Origin of the sequence: Aestuariimicrobium sp. G57, assembly GCF_050110855.1 — a bacterium.
Taxonomy (GTDB): Bacteria; Actinomycetota; Actinomycetes; order Propionibacteriales; family Propionibacteriaceae; genus Aestuariimicrobium.
In genome coordinates, this window is the sequence record NZ_JBNINW010000004.1 from 355,246 (window position 1) to 372,759 (window position 17,514).

9 protein-coding genes and 3 rRNA genes are annotated in these 17,514 nt (G+C 64.2%); 10 read left to right on the forward strand and 2 right to left on the reverse strand.

Annotated elements, in window-relative coordinates:
- Nucleotides 1-16: 16 nt before the first annotated feature.
- From ACQCX5_RS11635 to metG, 7 genes are all read left to right on the forward strand, one after another.
- The gene (locus tag ACQCX5_RS11635; RefSeq protein WP_434542214.1) at nt 17-1,648 is read left to right on the forward strand and encodes an ABC transporter ATP-binding protein; all 1,632 of its coding nucleotides are present in this window, start codon (nt 17-19) and stop codon (nt 1,646-1,648) included.
- Nucleotides 1,645-2,826, forward strand: coding sequence for an ABC transporter permease (locus tag ACQCX5_RS11640; RefSeq protein ID WP_434542193.1), 1,182 nt, complete (start codon nt 1,645-1,647; stop codon nt 2,824-2,826). The genes ACQCX5_RS11635 and ACQCX5_RS11640 overlap by 4 nt, the downstream gene beginning before the upstream one ends.
- Nucleotides 2,823-4,145 carry an ABC transporter permease subunit gene (locus ACQCX5_RS11645; protein WP_434542194.1) on the forward strand — a complete coding sequence of 441 codons (1,323 nt, stop codon included), beginning with the start codon at nt 2,823-2,825 and terminating at the stop codon, nt 4,143-4,145. The genes ACQCX5_RS11640 and ACQCX5_RS11645 overlap by 4 nt, the downstream gene beginning before the upstream one ends.
- A gap of 24 nt (nt 4,146-4,169) precedes the next feature.
- Nucleotides 4,170-4,589 (forward strand): cytidine deaminase, encoded by a 420-nt coding sequence (locus tag ACQCX5_RS11650; protein ID WP_434542195.1) that lies wholly within the window; start codon nt 4,170-4,172, stop codon nt 4,587-4,589.
- A complete protein-coding gene (locus ACQCX5_RS11655; protein WP_434542196.1) occupies nt 4,586-5,470 on the forward strand; it encodes an RNase H family protein in 885 nt (294 codons plus the stop codon). Before ACQCX5_RS11650 ends, ACQCX5_RS11655 begins: the two co-directional genes overlap by 4 nt.
- Nucleotides 5,471-5,539: 69 nt before the next feature.
- Nucleotides 5,540-7,321: a malto-oligosyltrehalose trehalohydrolase gene (gene treZ, locus ACQCX5_RS11660; protein WP_434542197.1), complete on the forward strand. Its 1,782-nt coding sequence runs from the start codon at nt 5,540-5,542 to the stop codon at nt 7,319-7,321.
- Nucleotides 7,322-7,389: 68 nt separating this feature from the next.
- On the forward strand, nt 7,390-9,177 hold the full coding sequence (gene metG, locus ACQCX5_RS11665) for a methionine--tRNA ligase (protein WP_434542198.1): 1,788 nt from the start codon (nt 7,390-7,392) through the stop codon (nt 9,175-9,177).
- A gap of 24 nt (nt 9,178-9,201) precedes the next feature.
- Here the strand turns inward: metG and ACQCX5_RS11670 are convergent, their stop codons facing one another.
- Complete coding sequence (locus ACQCX5_RS11670) at nt 9,202-9,801, reverse strand: uridine kinase (RefSeq protein WP_434542199.1); 600 nt, start codon at nt 9,799-9,801, stop codon at nt 9,202-9,204.
- Between the two features lie 658 nt (nt 9,802-10,459).
- Here ACQCX5_RS11670 and ACQCX5_RS11675 point away from each other — a divergent pair.
- The 3 genes from ACQCX5_RS11675 (at nt 10,460) to rrf (ending at nt 15,630) form a co-directional block, all read left to right on the forward strand.
- Nucleotides 10,460-11,974, forward strand: a 16S ribosomal RNA gene (locus tag ACQCX5_RS11675).
- A gap of 344 nt (nt 11,975-12,318) precedes the next feature.
- A 23S ribosomal RNA gene (locus tag ACQCX5_RS11680) occupies nt 12,319-15,391 on the forward strand.
- A 122-nt stretch (nt 15,392-15,513) separates the two neighbouring features.
- Nucleotides 15,514-15,630, forward strand: a 5S ribosomal RNA gene (gene rrf / locus ACQCX5_RS11685).
- The 16S, 23S and 5S rRNA genes sit together here, the layout of an rRNA operon.
- 472 nt (nt 15,631-16,102) lie before the next feature.
- On the opposite strand, the gene ACQCX5_RS11690 is transcribed toward rrf, so the two are convergent.
- Nucleotides 16,103-17,377 (reverse strand): IS256 family transposase, encoded by a 1,275-nt coding sequence (locus tag ACQCX5_RS11690; protein WP_434541906.1) that lies wholly within the window; start codon nt 17,375-17,377, stop codon nt 16,103-16,105.
- Between the last annotated feature and the right edge of the window lie 137 nt (nt 17,378-17,514).

Sequence of the window (17,514 nt, forward strand, 5' to 3'; positions counted from 1 at the left end):
CGACTCACCTGCGGGGATGCTGGCGGCCGAGCACGGCTTTGAGCCGCCGTTGGCAGAAGGCCTGAGCCTGCGCGGCATCACCAAGCGCTTCGGCAGCCTTGCCGCCAATGACGACATCAGCCTCGACGTCGTGCCCGGACGCATTCATTGCCTGCTCGGTGAGAACGGTGCAGGCAAGTCGACGCTGATGAACGTGCTCTACGGCCTGCTCGACGCCGACGAGGGCTGGATCTTCGTCGACGGTGTGGCCCAGCACTTCAGGTCACCGAAGCAGGCGATGGCTGCCGGCATCGGCATGGTGCACCAGCACTTCATGCTCGTCGATGTCTTCACGGTCGCCGAGAACCTCATCCTCGGCCGTGAGCATGCACCGGCCGGTGTGCTCGACATGGGCCGCGCGCGCCGGCGCGTCCGGGAACTGTCGGACCAGTACAAGCTGCAGGTCAGCCCCGACGCTGTCGTCGAGCACCTGCCCGTCGGCGTGCAGCAGCGCGTCGAGATCCTCAAGGCGCTGTCGAACGATGCGAAGGTGCTTGTCTTCGACGAACCCACCGCCGTGCTCACGCCGCAAGAGATCGATGACCTGATGGTGATCATGCAGCGGCTGCGCGACGAGGGGCGTGCGATCGTCTTCATCACCCACAAGCTGCGCGAGGTCAAGGCCATCGCCGACGAGATCACGGTCATCCGCCGTGGCAGGGTCGTCGGCCAGGCCGCCCCGGATGCCAGCGAGAACGAACTCGCCGAGATGATGGTGGGCCGCTCGGTCAGCCTGACCGTGGCCAAGACCGCCGCAGTGCTCAATGACGTGCGACTGAAGGTCGACGGCGTCTCGGTCGTCGATCCCGCCGGCAACGTGGTCGTCGAGGATGTCAGTTTCGATGTGCACGGCGGCGAGATCCTGTGCCTCGCCGGGGTGCAGGGCAATGGCCAGTCCGAACTGGCCGAGGCGCTGCTGGGCACCATCCCGGTGCTCAAGGGTGTCATCACCATCGATGGCACCGACACGGCGCGACTTTCGCCACGCCAGACGATCGATGCCGGCTTCGGCTTCGTGCCCGAGGACCGGCAGCATGACGGCTTCGTCTCAGAGTTCTCGGTGGCCGAGAACCTGGTGCTCAACCAGATCGACCAGTACACCAACGCCGGCAACCTGCAACTGGCGAGCATCCGGACGAATGCCGAACACCGTGTGCAGGAATACGACATCCGCACCACCTCGATCAACCTGCCCGTGAGCTCGTTGTCCGGCGGCAACCAGCAGAAGGTGGTGCTGGCGCGCGAGCTGTCCCGTCCACTGTCCGTGCTCGTCGCCAGCCAGCCCACGCGCGGGGTGGACGTCGGCGCCATCGAATTCCTGCACAAGCGCATCGTCGCCGAACGCGACGCGGGCACGGCCGTGCTGATCATCTCGACCGAACTCGACGAGGTCGAGGCCCTTGCCGACCGCATTGCCGTGATGAACCGGGGCCGCATCGTCGGGATCGTGCCGGCGGGCACGCCGCGCGAGGTGATCGGCCTGATGATGGCCGGCATCCCGGCGGACGAGGCGCATGCCGCGGCGGGCGCATCTGGCGCCGACCCGATCGACACCGACCCGATCGACACCGGGGCAATCGACACCGAGCGGAACGAGGAGCAGCAGTGACCGCCAAGAAGCGTCGCATCCCCTGGTCGGACGTCTGGGTGACCCTGGCCGCATTCGTGCTGGCATTCATCGTCGGCGCGATCCTGATGGTGGTCAGCGACCCCGACATCCTCGACAAGTACAAGTACTTCTTCGCCCGCCCGGGCGACGCGTTGGGCGCCTCGTGGGACAAGGTCTGGGGCGCCTACAGCGAACTCGTCAAGGGCGCCTTCGGCGGCATCGGCGCCATCTCGTCGACGACGGCCCAGGCAGCACCGCTCATCTGCGCCGGTCTCGGCATCGGGCTGGCATTCCGCGCGGGCCTGTTCAACATCGGTGGTCAGGGCCAGGCGGTGCTGGGTGCCATCGCCTCGGCGTGGGTCGGCTTCACCGTCAAGGGGCTGCCCTTGCCGCTGCACCTGCCGCTCGCCATCCTGGCGGGCCTGGCAGCCGGTGCCCTGTGGGGCGGCTTCGTGGGCCTGCTCAAGGCGCGCACCGGCGCCCACGAGGTCATCGTGACGATCATGATGAACTACATCGCGACCGGCACGCTTGCCTGGCTGCTCACCACCACCGCCTTCCAGCGTCCGGGTCGGGCCGACCCCATCGCGCCGGTGGTCGAATGGAGCGCGACCTTCCCGCGCCTTGAGGGCACCCAGTTCCACCTCGGGTTCGTGCTCGCACTCGTCGCCGCCTTCGTGGTCTGGTGGATCATGGAGCGCACGAAGCTGGGCTTCGAGATCCGTGCCGTGGGGGCGAACCCCAACGCCTCGGCGACTGCCGGCATGTCAGTGGCCAACATCACGTTCATCACCATGGCCCTCTCGGGTGCGCTCGCAGGCCTGGCGGGGGTGCAGGCAGCGCTCGGCCCCATCTCGGCCGCGACGCCGACCCCGCTCACCGCGGGCCTGGTGGGCAGCATCGGTTTTGATGCCATCACCGTGGCCCTGCTGGGCCGGTCGCGACCCCTCGGCATCGTGCTCGCGGGCCTGCTGTTCGGGGCGATGAAGGCCGGCGGCCTGCGCATGCAGTCGATCGCGCAGACCCCGCTCGACCTCACCTATGTGCTGCAGGCGCTGATCGTGTTGTTCGTGGCCGCGCCGCTGCTCGTCCGTACCCTGCTGCCCTTCTTGAAGCAGCGCACCAAGAAGACCGTGGCCGCCGTGCCGGCCGGTTCTGCCAAGGGAGGCATCGCATGAGCGCCGTGACCAGCACCCCTGACACCAACACCCCCGCAGAAGGCCTCACAGAAACCGGCGAGGTCGTGCTGCGCACCACCGAGTCGCACGAGGCCCGTACGCACCGCTACTCGCTCGGTGGGTTGTTCGCCGTGCTCGGCGTGCTCATGGTCTGGCTGTCGACCTCGACCACGGGCACGGCCCAGTTCGCCCTGTCGAACGCGTTCGACGAGGTGCAATTGCCCACGTTCTCACTGCCCGGACTGCCGGTGGTCATCGCCTGCGCCGTGGTGCTGCTCGCCGCCGGGGCCGTGATGATCGCCCGCCGGCTGCCCGGGGCATGGCCTGCGCTGGTCGGCACGCTGGCCGGACTGGCCGTCGTCATCGGCTTCCTGACCTGGGCGGCGGCCGGTCGCGGACTGCCCTTCCAGATCAGCAACCAGATGGCCGGCACGATCATGCTGGCCACGCCGCTCGTCTTCGGCGCGCTGTGCGGCATCATGTGCGAGCGCGCGGGCATCGTCAACGTCGCCATCGAGGGCCAGATGCTGGTCGCGGCGTTCACTGCGGCCGTCGTCGGGTCGACCACCCAGTCGATCACCGCTGCCATCTTCGGGGCCGTGCTGGCTGCCATCATGATGTCGGCGGTGCTGGCCCTGTTCGCCATCAAGTACCTCGTCAACCATGTGGTGCTCGGGGTGGTCATCAACCTGCTGGCCTCGGGCCTCACCGGGTTCTTGTTCGACCAACTGGTCCGACCGCGATCCAGTGAGTTCAACGCGGCCCCGACCATGAAGGCCGTCGCGATCCCCGGACTGTCACAGATCCCGTTCCTGGGGCCCGTGCTGTTCACCCAGACCGTTCTCGTCTACATGGCCATCGTCGCGGTGGTCGTGGCCTGGTTCGTGTTGTTCAAGACCTCGTGGGGGCTGCGCATCCGGTCCGTGGGCGAGCACCCGAAGGCCGCCGACACGGTGGGCATCAACGTGCACGGCATCCAGTGGAGCGCGGTGCTGTTCAGTGGTGTCTTTGCCGGTCTGGGCGGGGCGTTCTTCACCGTCGGGTCGATCGGCGCGTTCAACAAGGACATCACGGTCGGCAACGGCTTCATCGCCCTCGCTGCCGTGATCATGGGACGCTGGCACCCGGTGCTGGCCGCGATCATCGCGCTGTTCTTCGGCTTCGTCACCCAGATGGCGACCCAGCTGCAGACCCTGAGCACCCCGATGCCCAGCCAGTTCCTGCTGATGCTGCCCTACATCGCCACCATCATCGCGGTGGCCGGCCTGGTTGGTCGGGTGAGGGCGCCAGCCCACGACGGCATCGCGTATGTGAAGTAACCGAACCGAGATGACTGACACGAGATGACAGAACTGCCCTGGGACGACCTGCGGGCCCGCGCCGTCGAGATGACCTCGCGGGCCTACGTACCCTATTCGCACTACCCCGTGGGCGCGGCCGCCCTCGTGGACGACGGCCGCATCGTCACGGGCTGCAATGTCGAGAACGCCGGCTACGGGGTGACCCTGTGCGCTGAATGCGGACTGGTCTCTGACCTGGTCGCCGGCGGTGGTGGCCGCCTCGTGGCGTTCTGCTGTGTCAACGCCGATGGTGGGATCATCACCCCTTGTGGGCGCTGTCGCCAGCTGCTGTGGGAACACGGTGGCGCGTCCCTACGGGTGCTGAGCCCGGCCGGTGAGGTCGGCATGGACGCCCTGCTGCCGCAGGCGTTCGGCCCCGAGTCATTGGACGCCGTCGAGGGTGCCCGGGGCAAGCAGTCGTGATCAGGGCTGCGGCAGACGGGTCGGCGTTGTCGAACCCCGGCCCGGCGGGCTGGGCGTGGTACATCGACGACGAGCGCTGGGCGTCGGGCGGGTGGCCACACGGCACCAACAACATGGGCGAACTGATGGCCGTGCTCGACCTGCTGGTGCAGACGGCGGTCACTGATGAACCGCTGCACGTGCTGTGCGACTCGCAGTACGCGATCAATGCCATCTCGAAGTGGATGCCGAACTGGAAACGCAAGGGCTGGCGCAAGGCCGACGGCAAACCGGTGCTGAACGTCGAACTGCTCAAGCAGCTCGACGCCGCGATGACCGGGCGTGACGTCACGTTCGAATGGGTCAAGGGCCACGCCGGCCACGAGATGAACGAGAAGGCGGACGACCTGGCCCGTGCCGCCGCGACGGCCTTCCGGGACGGCACGCCCGTGGCCCATGGGCCGGGCTTCAGCGGTGCCGCGCCGGCCACCCCGCTCGACGTGCACCCCGGCCAGGTCGACGATGAGGACCTGTTCAGCGTGGCGCCGGCAGCCACCGGCGACGACGACCTGGTCACGGAACTGGTCGCGCTGACCCGTGACCTGCTCGACAACGACACCCGCACCAGCACCCATCGGCTCGAGCAACTGCTGCACCCCGACCTGGTGCGCCACGATTCCCATGGCCGGGTGCAGACGTATCGCCGGCTGGTGCTCGGCATGGATCGCATCGACCTGCGCCCCGGCGTCGAGGTGCTCGGCCTCGACCAGCTCGCCGACGACGTGGCCGTGCTGCGCTGGCGGCTGGTCATGGGCTCGAGGCGGCTGCTGGTGGCCTCGACGTGGCTGCGCGCCGACGCGGGGTGGCAGCTGCGGCTCGAACAGGTCACGCCGATCCTGTGACCCCGGTCCTGTGACCCGGCTCCGGTAACGTGGGCGACCGCCGGGTGCCAACACCACAAGGGGGTCACTGTGATCCAAGCATTTGACGTCTGGGCGCCCCGCCCGACCGACGTTGCCCTGCACATCGACGGCACCGACCACCCGATGCAGCGTGACGAGACGGGTTGGTGGCATCTGGTGGACGAGCTGCCCGAGCACCTGCTCGGGCCGGACGTGGACTACGGCTACCGCATCGACGGCGACCTGCTGCCAGACCCCCGCAGCCGCCGCCAACCGCACGGCGTCCACGGGTTGTCGCGCACCTTCGACCCGGGGGCCCACGACTGGGGAGACCATGACTGGACGGGGCGCCAACTTGCCGGTGCCGTGGTCTATGAGATGCACATCGGCACGTTCACTGCTGAAGGCACCCTCGATGCCGCGATCGCCCACCTCGACCACCTGGTCGAGGTGGGCATCGACCTGGTTGAGGTCATGCCGGTCAACGCATTCAACGGCACCGTCGGCTGGGGCTATGACGGCGTCGACTGGTGGGCCGTGCACGAGCCCTACGGTGGCCCCGCTGCCTACCAGCGCTTCGTCGATGCCTGCCACCAGCGCGGCCTTGGCGTCATCCAGGACGTCGTCTACAACCACTTCGGCCCCAGCGGCAACTACCTGCCCAGGTTCGGGCCCTACCTCAACGACGACGTGCAGACCACGTGGGGCAGCGCGGTCAACCTCGACGGTGAGGGGTCCGACGAGGTGCGTCGCTACATCCTCGAGAACGCCCGGGGCTGGTTCCTCGACTTCCACGTCGACGGGCTGCGGCTGGATGCCGTGCACGCGCTGGTCGACCGGACCGCCTTCCACATCCTTGAAGAGCTGGCGGCCGAGACCGAGGCGACCAGCACCTTCGTCGGACGTCCGCTGTGCCTCATCGCCGAATCCGACCTCAATGACCCGCGACTGATCGCCAGCCCCGAGACCGGTGGCTACGGGCTCACCGCCCAGTGGAGCGACGACTTCCACCACGCCCTGGTCGCCAACCTCACCGGCAGCGGCGACGGCTACTACGCCGACTTCCTGGGGCTCGATGCACTCGCCAAGGTGCTCGAGTACGGCTTCTTCCACGACGGCACCGAATCGAGTTTTCGTGGACGACGGCATGGGCGCCGGCTCGACACGCCCGTCACGCCCACGTGGCGCCTGGTCGTGTTCTCGGGCAACCACGACCAGATCGGCAACCGGGCCGACGGCTCGCGGTTGAGCTCACGGGTCTCGACCAACCAGCTGGTCATCGCGGCCATGCTGACGCTGCTCAGCGGGCCGACGCCGATGGTGTTCCAGGGTGAGGAATGGGGAGCGGCGACCCCCTTCGCCTTCTTCAGCTCGCACCCCGAACCAGACCTCGCGGCGTCGGTCACGGCCGGCCGGGTCGACGAGTTCGCCCGCATGGACTGGGACCCCGGCTCGGTGCTCGACCCGCAGGCGCCCACCACCCACGAGGTGTCCAGGCTCAACTGGGACGAGCCTGCGCATGCACCGCACGCAGCCGTGCTCGAGGCCTACCGCCGGCTCATCGCACTGCGCCGCTCGCACCCGGACCTGACCGACCCACGGTTCAGCTCGGTACAGGTCGACCACGACGACGAGCAGCAGTGGCTGCACGTGCAGCGGGGTGAGCAGATGTCCCTGGTGGCGAACTTCGGTGCCGAGGACTGCCGGGTGCCGCTCGGTGGTGACTGCGAGGTGCTGTTCAGCAGCGGTGAGGTGGTCGTGACCGAGGGGGTGGCCGCACTCGGCGCCCACGCCGGTGCGGTGCTGCGGGTCGTCCGGGCCGACGAGGCGCGCACGACCTTGTCGGGCTAGGCGGGCGCCGGCCGGGGACAGTCGCGACGCGTGCAGCGGCGTGTCGCAGCGGCACTAGGATGAAGCCCATGTGTGCCAATGTTCTCGCCGCTGTCGCGTGGCCGTATGCCAACGGTCCCCGCCACATCGGTCACGTGTCCGGATTCGGTGTGCCCTCTGATGTGTTCGCGCGCTACATGCGCATGGCGGGCCACCGGGTGCTGATGGTCTCGGGCACCGACGAGCATGGCACCGCCATCCAGGTGAAGGCCGACCAGGAGGGCCTGATCGCCCGCGAGACCGCCGACAAGTACCACGGCATCATCGCGCGTGACCTGCAGGGGTTGGGCCTGACCTACGACCTGTACACCCGCACGACCACCCAGAACCACCGAGAGGTGGTGCAAGAGGTGTTCCGCACGCTGTACCGCAACGGCTACGTGGTCAAGCAGACCCAGATGGGCGCGATCTCGCCCAGCACCGGGCGCACGCTGCCCGACCGGTTCATCGAGGGCACCTGCCCGCATTGCGGCTATGACGGGGCCCGCGGCGACCAGTGTGACAACTGTGGACGACAGCTCGACCCGATCGACCTGGTCAACCCCCGTTCGCGCATCAACGGCGAGACGCCCGAGTTCCGTGAGAACGAACACTTCTTCCTCGACCTGCCGGCACTCGCCGACGAGCTGTCGCGTTGGCTCGGGACCCGCACCGACTGGCGGCCCAACGTGCTCGCGTTCAGCCACAACCTGCTCAAGGAACTGCGTCCGCGTGCCATCACCCGGGACCTGGACTGGGGGGTGCCGATCCCGGTCGAGGGCTGGGAGGGCAATGACATGAAGCGCATCTATGTGTGGTTCGACGCGGTGATCGGCTACCTCTCGGCCTCGATCGAGTGGGCGAAGCGCTCGGGCAACCCGGATGCCTGGAAGGACTTCTGGCACGACCCGGCCGCCACCAGCTACTACTTCATGGGCAAGGACAACATCGTCTTCCACTCGGTCATCTGGCCCGGGATCCTGCTGGGGGCCAATGGCGAGGGCTCGCACGGCGGCGAGGCCAGCGAGGTGCTCGGCACGCTGAACCTGCCCACTGAGATCGTCTCGAGCGAGTTCCTGACGATGAAGGGCTCGAAGGTGGCGAGCTCGCGCGGGGCTTCGATCTTCGTGGGTGACTTCCTGCGTGAGTTCGGCCCGGATGCGCTGCGCTACTACATCGCGGTGGCCGGGCCCGAGAACCAGGACACGGACTTCACGTGGGAGGAGTTCGTCAGGCGCATCAACTTCGAGCTGGCCAATGAGTGGGGCAACCTGGTCAACCGGTCGATCTCGATGGCGCACAAGAACAACGGGGCGGTGCCGGCCGCCGGTGAACTGCACGAGGTGGACCGTGAGCTGTTGGCGGCCTCCTCCGGGGCCTTCGAGACGGTGGGCGACCTGCTGGCCCACTGCAAGTTCAAGGCTGCGATCACCGAGGCGATGCGCGTCGTGGGGCTGGCGAACAAGTACCTGTCGGACACTGAGCCCTGGAAGCTGAAGGACGACCCCGCGCGCCGCGACACGGTGCTGCACGTGGCCCTGCAGGTGGTCCAGGACGCCAACACGTTGCTGACCCCGTTCCTGCCGCACGCGGCGCAGAAGGTGCACGAGGCACTCGGTGGCACGGGTGTATGGGCGGCGATGCCCGAACTGGTCGAGGTCGATGAGGACGGTTCGACCTATCCGGTGCTGACCGGTGACTACACCCAGCAGCAGGCCACGTGGGTTTCGACGCCGATCGAGGCGGGCCGGCCGCTGGCGAAGCCGTCGCCGTTGTTCAGCAAGTTGGACGAGAAGCTGGCACAGACCGGGCCGGAGTGGGCGCCGATCCAGGCCTGACTGGCGCGGTCAGACCGGATGGGGTCAGGCCGGGTGGGACAGCCGGCGGATCGCGTTGGCGGCGTCCGCCATGCCGTAGGGGGTGAACCCGGCCTCGAGCGCTGCTCGACGCAGGGCCGGTTCCTGGCGGACGAGGGCCAGGCCGCGGCGCACCAGCACTGACGGGGACTTGCGGCGCTGGCGCAGGTCGCGTTGCAGGCGCCGGGCGAAGTTGAACCACCGGGGGCGGTCGAGCCAGATGCCGGTGACATCGCAGCCGGCCTGCCGGCAGGGGTCGAGCAAGTCGATGGCAAAGATGCCTTCACAGATGACCGCCCGGGCGCCGCCGGCATCGAAGTGATGGGTGTCGATGGCGCGGTTGGCGGCGATGTCGTAGTGGGGGAGAGTCGCCTGCCCGCTACGGCCGATCTCGGTGAGGGCCGTCACTGCCGCGTCAAGGTTCCAGCTGCGGCGGTCGTCCCAGTCGATCATGCGCACCCCGCCCGGCAGCACGGTCACGGGCATGTCCGGGTGGTCGTCGTCGAAGTAGAAATCGTCAAGGCGCACCTGGGGCACGCGGGTCTGCGCGGACAGGCGTGACTTGCCGCTGCCCGAGGGGCCGGCGACCAGGATGATCGAAGTCATGGCTGGCAGGCTATCGAGGACGGCCGGGGGAGTGCCAGAACGCCTGCTGGGGCCCGATTTGACGAGTGGTGGGCGGGTCACTAATGTTTACCGAGCCCTGAGGGTGTGACGGACGAGCCGAGAGGTGAGGACGGACCCGGGGCCACCACCCAAAGTTGAGTCGGGATGAGGTGTGTGTCCGGTGAGGGCCCACTGAGGATCCCGGTCTTGTGCTGCGCGGTTGGTGTGGCTGGTGCCGAGGATTTGACTCCGAGGGGCTGGCCGGGTAGTGTTGGTGAGGTTGTCGCAAGACAGCGGAACTGGTCTCTGGCTAGGGGAAACGCTTTCGGGTGGGTCTTCTGGGTGGGGGTGCTGAGCTGGGTCTCCGGTTTGACAGTCGGGGAGCGGATCAGTAAAGTTAGGCGGGTTGCCCCAAGCGGATGCCGAGAGGTTGATGTGCGGGTTGCAAGCGAAACTTGAGAACTCAACAGCGTGTCTAAAGTCAATGCAAATTTTTTTGGTTCACACCATTTTGGTGTGGCCCGTGCCCGGCCCTTTTGGGGTTGGGTGAAATTCCTTTGATGGACAACATTTTGATCAGCTAGTGCTGGTCTTTTGCTGGGCATCGAACTTGTTGACGCTGTTCATCCTGTTTTTGGACGGGGTGTGGCGATATTTTTCAACGGAGAGTTTGATCCTGGCTCAGGACGAACGCTGGCGGCGTGCTTAACACATGCAAGTCGAACGGTAAGGCCCTTCGGGGTACACGAGTGGCGAACGGGTGAGTAACACGTGAGTAATGTACCCTTGACTCTGGGATAACAGTTGGAAACAGCTGCTAATACCGGATATGACCTGGCCCTGCATGGGGTTGGGTGGAAAGCTCTGGCGGTCTTGGATCAACTCGCGGCCTATCAGCTTGTTGGTGAGGTAGTGGCTCACCAAGGCTTCGACGGGTAGCCGGCCTGAGAGGGCGACCGGCCACACTGGGACTGAGATACGGCCCAGACTCCTACGGGAGGCAGCAGTGGGGAATATTGCACAATGGGCGCAAGCCTGATGCAGCAACGCCGCGTGCGGGATGACGGCCTTCGGGTTGTAAACCGCTTTCACCTATGACGAAGCGAAAGTGACGGTAGTAGGAGAAGAAGCACCGGCCAACTACGTGCCAGCAGCCGCGGTGATACGTAGGGTGCGAGCGTTGTCCGGAATTATTGGGCGTAAAGAGCTTGTAGGCGGTTGATTGCGTCAGAAGTGAAAACTCAGGGCTTAACCCTGAGCCTGCTTCTGATACGGGTCGACTAGAGGGAAGTAGGGGAGAACGGAATTCCTGGTGGAGCGGTGGAATGCGCAGATATCAGGAGGAACACCGGTGGCGAAGGCGGTTCTCTGGACTTTTCCTGACGCTGAGAAGCGAAAGCGTGGGGAGCAAACAGGCTTAGATACCCTGGTAGTCCACGCCGTAAACGGTGGGTACTAGGTGTGGGGGACTTCCACGTTCTCCGTGCCGTAGCTAACGCATTAAGTACCCCGCCTGGGGAGTACGGCCGCAAGGCTAAAACTCAAAGGAATTGACGGGGCCCCGCACAAGCGGCGGAGCATGCGGATTAATTCGATGCAACGCGAAGAACCTTACCTGGGTTTGACATGTACCGGTAACGTCTGGAGACAGGCGCCCCTTTTTGGTCGGTACACAGGTGGTGCATGGCTGTCGTCAGCTCGTGTCGTGAGATGTTGGGTTAAGTCCCGCAACGAGCGCAACCCTCGTCCTATGTTGCCAGCGGGTAATGCCGGGGACTCATGGGAGACCGCCGGGGCCAACTCGGAGGAAGGTGGGGATGAGGTCAAGTCATCATGCCCCTTATGTCCAGGGCTTCACGCATGCTACAATGGCTGGTACAAAGGGCTGCGAACCTGCAAGGGTGAGCGAATCCCAAAAAGCCAGTCTCAGTTCGGATTGGGGTCTGCAACTCGACCCCATGAAGTCGGAGTCGCTAGTAATCGCAGATCAGCAACGCTGCGGTGAATACGTTCCCGGGGCTTGTACACACCGCCCGTCAAGTCATGAAAGTCGGTAACACCCGAAGCCAGTGGCCCAACCGTTTGGGGGGAGCTGTCGAAGGTGGGACTGGTAATTAGGACTAAGTCGTAACAAGGTAGCCGTACCGGAAGGTGCGGCTGGATCACCTCCTTTCTAAGGAGTCTGTGTGGCCGGCGCCCTTGTGGGGTGACGGTCCAGCTGCTGGTTCCAGGGCACCTGTTCCTGGCTGGCGCAGGCAACTTGTGGAGCATTGACCTGCGGATCCTTGGTGGGGTTCATCGTTCAGTACTGCTGGCCTTTTGGGTTGGTGTGGAAGTCGGTGGGTTCTGGTGGGGGTCTTGGGCACGCTGTTGGGTCCTGAGGGGTCGCTTGCACGGTTTGTGTGGGTGGGTCTTCTTTGCGGCCATGGTCCTGGTGCCCTTGTTGGGGTGTTGGGGTTGTGTGTTCGCCCGTATGTTGAGAACTTCACAGTGGACGCGAGCATCTTTGTAGATTTTTGACAAGCTACTAAGTGCGATCGGTGGATGCCTAGGCACCAAGAGCCGATGAAGGACGTTGTAACCTGCGATAAGCCTCGGGGAGCTGGTAAACGAGCTTTGATCCGAGGATTTCCGAATAGGGAAACCTTGAATACCGGAGTCATGTCCGGCAACCTCTGCCTGAATGTATAGGGCAGTTGGAGGGAACGCGGGGAAGTGAAACATCTCAGTACCCGTAGGAATAGAAAACAATAGTGATTCCGTGAGTAGTGGCGAGCGAAAGCGGAAGAGGCCAAACCGCATGTGTGTGATAGCTGACAGGTGTTTCACATGCGGGGTTGTGGGACCATTCGGCCAGGGCTGTCATCCTGGCGAGGAGTCAAAAATGAGCGTTGAAGTCGAAGTGTCTGGGAAGGCATAGCGCAGAGGGTGAGACTCCCGTAGGCGTAAGACGTTCACTCCTGAGTGTGTTCCCAAGTAGTACGGAACCCCTGAAATTCCGTGTGAATCTGGCGGGACCACCCGCTAAGCCTAAATACTCCTTGGTGACCGATAGCGGACAAGTACCGTGAGGGAAAGGTGAAAAGTACCCCGGGAGGGGAGTGAAATAGTACCTGAAACCGGTCGCATACAATCCGTCGGAGCCTTTCGGGGTGACGGCGTGCCTTTTGAAGAATGAGCCTGCGAGTTAGTGGTATGTGGCGAGGTTAACCCGTGTGGGGGAGCCGTAGCGAAAGCGAGTCCGAACAGGGCGTTGAGTCGCATGCTCTAGACCCGAAGCGTAGTGATCTATCCATGGCCAGGTTGAAGCGACGGTAAGACGTCGTGGAGGACCGAACCCACTTGGGTTGAAAACCGAGGGGATGAGCTGTGGATAGGGGTGAAAGGCCAATCAAACTACGTGATAGCTGGTTCTCCCCGAAATGCATATAGGTGCAGCGTTGCGTGTTTCTTGCCGGAGGTAGAGCACTGAATGGTCTAGGGGGCCCACAAGCTTACCGAAATCAATCAAACTCCGAATGCCGGTAAGTGAGAGCGCAGCAGTGAGACTGCGGGCGATAAGGTTCGTAGTCGAGAGGGAAACAGCCCAGATCATCAGCTAAGGCCCCTAAGCGATAACTAAGTGGAAAAGGATGTGGAGTTGCGGAGACAACCAGGAGGTTGGCTTGGAAGCAGCCACCCTTGAAAGAGTGCGTAATAGCTCACTGGTCAAGTGATTCTGCGCCGACAATTTAGCGGGGCTCAAGTTATCCGCCGAAGCTATGGCATTCACATTTTGTGTGGATGGGTAGGGGAGCGTCGTGTGCGCGGTGAAGCGGCGGGGTGACCCAGCCGTGGAGAGCACACGAGTGAGAATGCAGGCATGAGTAGCGAATGACGGGTGAGAAACCCGTCCGCCGAATATCCAAGGGTTCCAGGGTCAAGCTAATCTGCCCTGGGTAAGTCGGGACCTAAGGCGAGGCCGACAGGCGTAGTCGATGGACAACGGGTTGATATTCCCGTACCGGCGAAAGTGAGCCAATACTGAATGGGATGATGCTGAGCACGGAAGCTGGTGGAGGTCTTCGGACTGAGATCGGTGACTCTGCGACCCAAGTCTCTAGTAGGTAAGCTGCGGAGGGACGCAGGAAGGTAGCCCAACCCGGGCGATGGTTGTCCCGGGCCAGGTGTGTAGGGCGAGTGGTAGGCAAATCCGCCACTCATATAGCCTGAGACACTCGTGGGGAGCAGATTTCGGTCTGTGAGTGGGTGATCCTATGCTGCCTAGAAAAGCTTCGTGAGTATTGCTTAGCCGCCCGTACCCCAAACCGACACAGGTGGATAGGTAGAGAATACCAAGGCGATCGAGACAATCGTGGTGAAGGAACTCGGCAAAATGCCCCCGTAACTTCGGGATAAGGGGGACTGGACGTGTGATGCCACTTGCTGGCTGAGCACTGAAAGTCGCAGAGACCAGGCCCAAGCGACTGTTTACCAAAAACACAGGTCCGTGCCAAGTCGAAAGACGATGTATACGGACTGACTCCTGCCCGGTGCTGGAAGGTTAAGGGGAAGTGTCAGCGCAAGCGAAGCACTGAACTTAAGCCCCAGTAAACGGCGGTGGTAACTATAACCATCCTAAGGTAGCGAAATTCCTTGTCGGGTAAGTTCCGACCTGCACGAATGGAGTAACGACTTGGGCGCTGTCTCCACCACGAACTCGGCGAAATTGCATTACGAGTAAAGATGCTCGTTACGCGCAGCAGGACGGAAAGACCCCGGGACCTTTACTATAGTTTGGTATTGGTGATCGGTACGACTTGTGTAGGATAGGTGGGAGACTTTGAAGCGGGCACGCCAGTGTTCGTGGAGTCATCGTTGAAATACCACTCTGGTCGTTCTGGTTATCTAACCTAGGTCCATTATCTGGATCAGGGACAGTGCCTGATGGGTAGTTTGACTGGGGCGGTCGCCTCCCAAAAGGTAACGGAGGCGCCCAAAGGTTCCCTCAGCCTGGTTGGCAATCAGGTGTTGAGTGTAAGTGCACAAGGGAGCTTGACTGTGAGAGGGACACCTCGAGCAGGGACGAAAGTCGGGACTAGTGATCCGACGGTGGCATGTGGAAGCGCCGTCGCTCAACGGATAAAAGGTACCCCGGGGATAACAGGCTGATCTTGCCCGAGCGCTCACAGCGACGGCATGGTTTGGCACCTCGATGTCGGCTCGTCGCATCCTGGGGCTGTAGTCGGTCCCAAGGGTTGGGCTGTTCGCCCATTAAAGCGGCACGCGAGCTGGGTTCAGAACGTCGTGAGACAGTTCGGTCCCTATCCGCTGCGCGCGTAGGAATCTTGAGAAGAGCTGTCCTTAGTACGAGAGGACCGGGACGGACTAACCTCTGGTGTGCCAGTTGTTCTGCCAAGAGCACGGCTGGTTGGCTACGTTGGGAAGTGATAACCGCTGAAAGCATCTAAGCGGGAAGCACGCTTCAAGATGAGGGTTCCCACAGATTAATCTGGTAAGGCCCCCGGCAGACCACCGGGTGATAGGTCGGATGTGGAAGTGCTGTGAGGCATGGAGCTGACCGATACTAATAGGCCGAGGGCTTGTCTACTACAAAGATGCTACGCGTCCACTGTGAGGTTCCCGGGATACGGTCGGGAACCAGACATTCCCTGCACCACCCCCTGGCGGGGTTGGGTGCGGGTGATGGTTCCGCTGATATCTCAATAGTGTTTCGGTGGCCATGGCGAAAGGGAAACACCCGGCTCCATTCCGAACCCGGAAGTTAAGCCTTTCAGCGCCGATGGTACTGCAGGAGGGATCCTGTGGGAGACTAGGACGCCGCCGGACTTATCAACACCCCCTCGGGTGACCCAGTAATGGGTCTGCCCGAGGGGGTGTTTCACATCCCCCGAAACCCACACCCGTGGCAGCCGCAGCGGCCGGCCGGCCAGCCCGCACACCAGCCCCCAGGAATGGACCAGCTGCGGCTCGTCCACGATTCACCCCCCCCGGGGGCATCGACAGGTCATCATCTGCACATCCCCGGGCCCGGGGGGTCTGCAGGTATCGACCCCTCGACGCCTCACCCATGCCGGGCCGGGGGGCGTCCCACCCGAACCTGCAGAGGCGGAACCTGCACTCGTGACACCAGCGTCACCACCGCAACCCGAACCGGCGCTGCCGGCTGCACAACTGGCACCAGCACCAGTTCTGCAACGTCACCCCCCCACCGTTTGTTCGGCCCAGCGCTGGACGAGGCAACCGCGCGGCCCCAGAGCTTGTCAAGATGTCTGTGTAAGTGTTGTGGGTCGGGTTGGGTTTAGAGGTGGGCGTTGATGCGGTCGGGGTAGACGAGGGCGAGCTCGCCGAGGGCTGCTTTCCAGCCGGTGACGAGTTGGCCTTCGACGAGCTTGCCTGGGGCCTTGCGTTTGGTGGGGGGCAGGCCTGCTTCCTTGGCGCGTTGCCGGGCCCTCTTGTCCTCGATGTTGCGGATCGCGAGCCAGAGCAGCTTGATCGCGGCGGCGTCGTTGGGGAAGTGGCCGCGGTTCTTGATGATCTTGCGTAGCTGGTAGTTCAGCGACTCGATGCTGTTGGTGGTGTAGATGACCTTGCGCAGCGCGGGCCCGAACGCGAGGAACGGGGTGAACCGGTCCCAGGCGTCTTCCCAGGAGCGGACCGCGGCCGGGTACTTCTTGCCCAGGTTGGAGTCGGCGAACGTGGTCAGCGCCATCAGCGCGGCGTCCTCGTTGGCAGCGGTGTAGATCGGGCGCAGCATCGCCGCGACGGCCTTGCGGTCGCTGTAGGACACGAACCGCATCGAGGCCCGGATCAGGTGGACCACGCAGGTCTGGACCAGCGCCCCGGACCAGGTCGCCTCGATCGCCTCGGGGAAACCGGTCAGTCCGTCGCAGCAGACGATCAGGACGTCCTTGAGGCCGCGGTTGGCGAGCTCGGCGCACACGCTCGCCCAGAACCTCGCACCCTCGGAGGCCTGGACCCAGATGCCCAGGACGTGCTTGACCCCGTCCATGTCGACACCGACGCCGATGTGCGCGGCACGGTTGGCCACGTGCGCGCCGTCGCGGATCTTGACCACCAGCGCGTCGAGGTAGATCACCGGGTAGAACCCCTCCAGCGGGCGGGTCTGCCACGCGGTGACCTCCTCGGCCACGGCGTCGGTGACCTTGCTGATCGTCTCGTGCGACAGCTCGGTGCCCAGCGTCGCCTCGAGGTGGTGCTGGATGTCACGGATCGTCATCCCGCCGGCATACAGGGAGATGATCATGTCCTCCAGCCCGCCCAGCCGCCGGCTGCCCTTGGGGACCAGCTTCGGGGCGAACGTGGAGTTGCGGTCCCGCGGCTGGTCCAGGGCGATGTCGCCGATCTCCGACCCGACGGTCTTGGGCGTGGTCCCGTTGCGCGAGTTGCCCGACCCGTGCCCGGCCCGGTCGCCCCTCTCGTACCCGAGATGGTCGCTCAACTCGGCGTCCATCCCGCGCTCGAGGACGGCCTTGATCATCTCCGGCAGGAAACCGCCCTCACCGGTCAGCGCAACGCCACGCTCGTCCGTCGCGGCCATCAACTTGTCGAGCATGTCGTCGTCGAACAGCTCCCGCCGCAGCTTCCGAGCCTCCGGCTCAACCCCGGAATCCTTCTTCGGATTGGTCATGGTCACAGTCAATCTCCTTCAAGTAGGGAGACCCTCACTTACACAGACCATCTGACACGTCC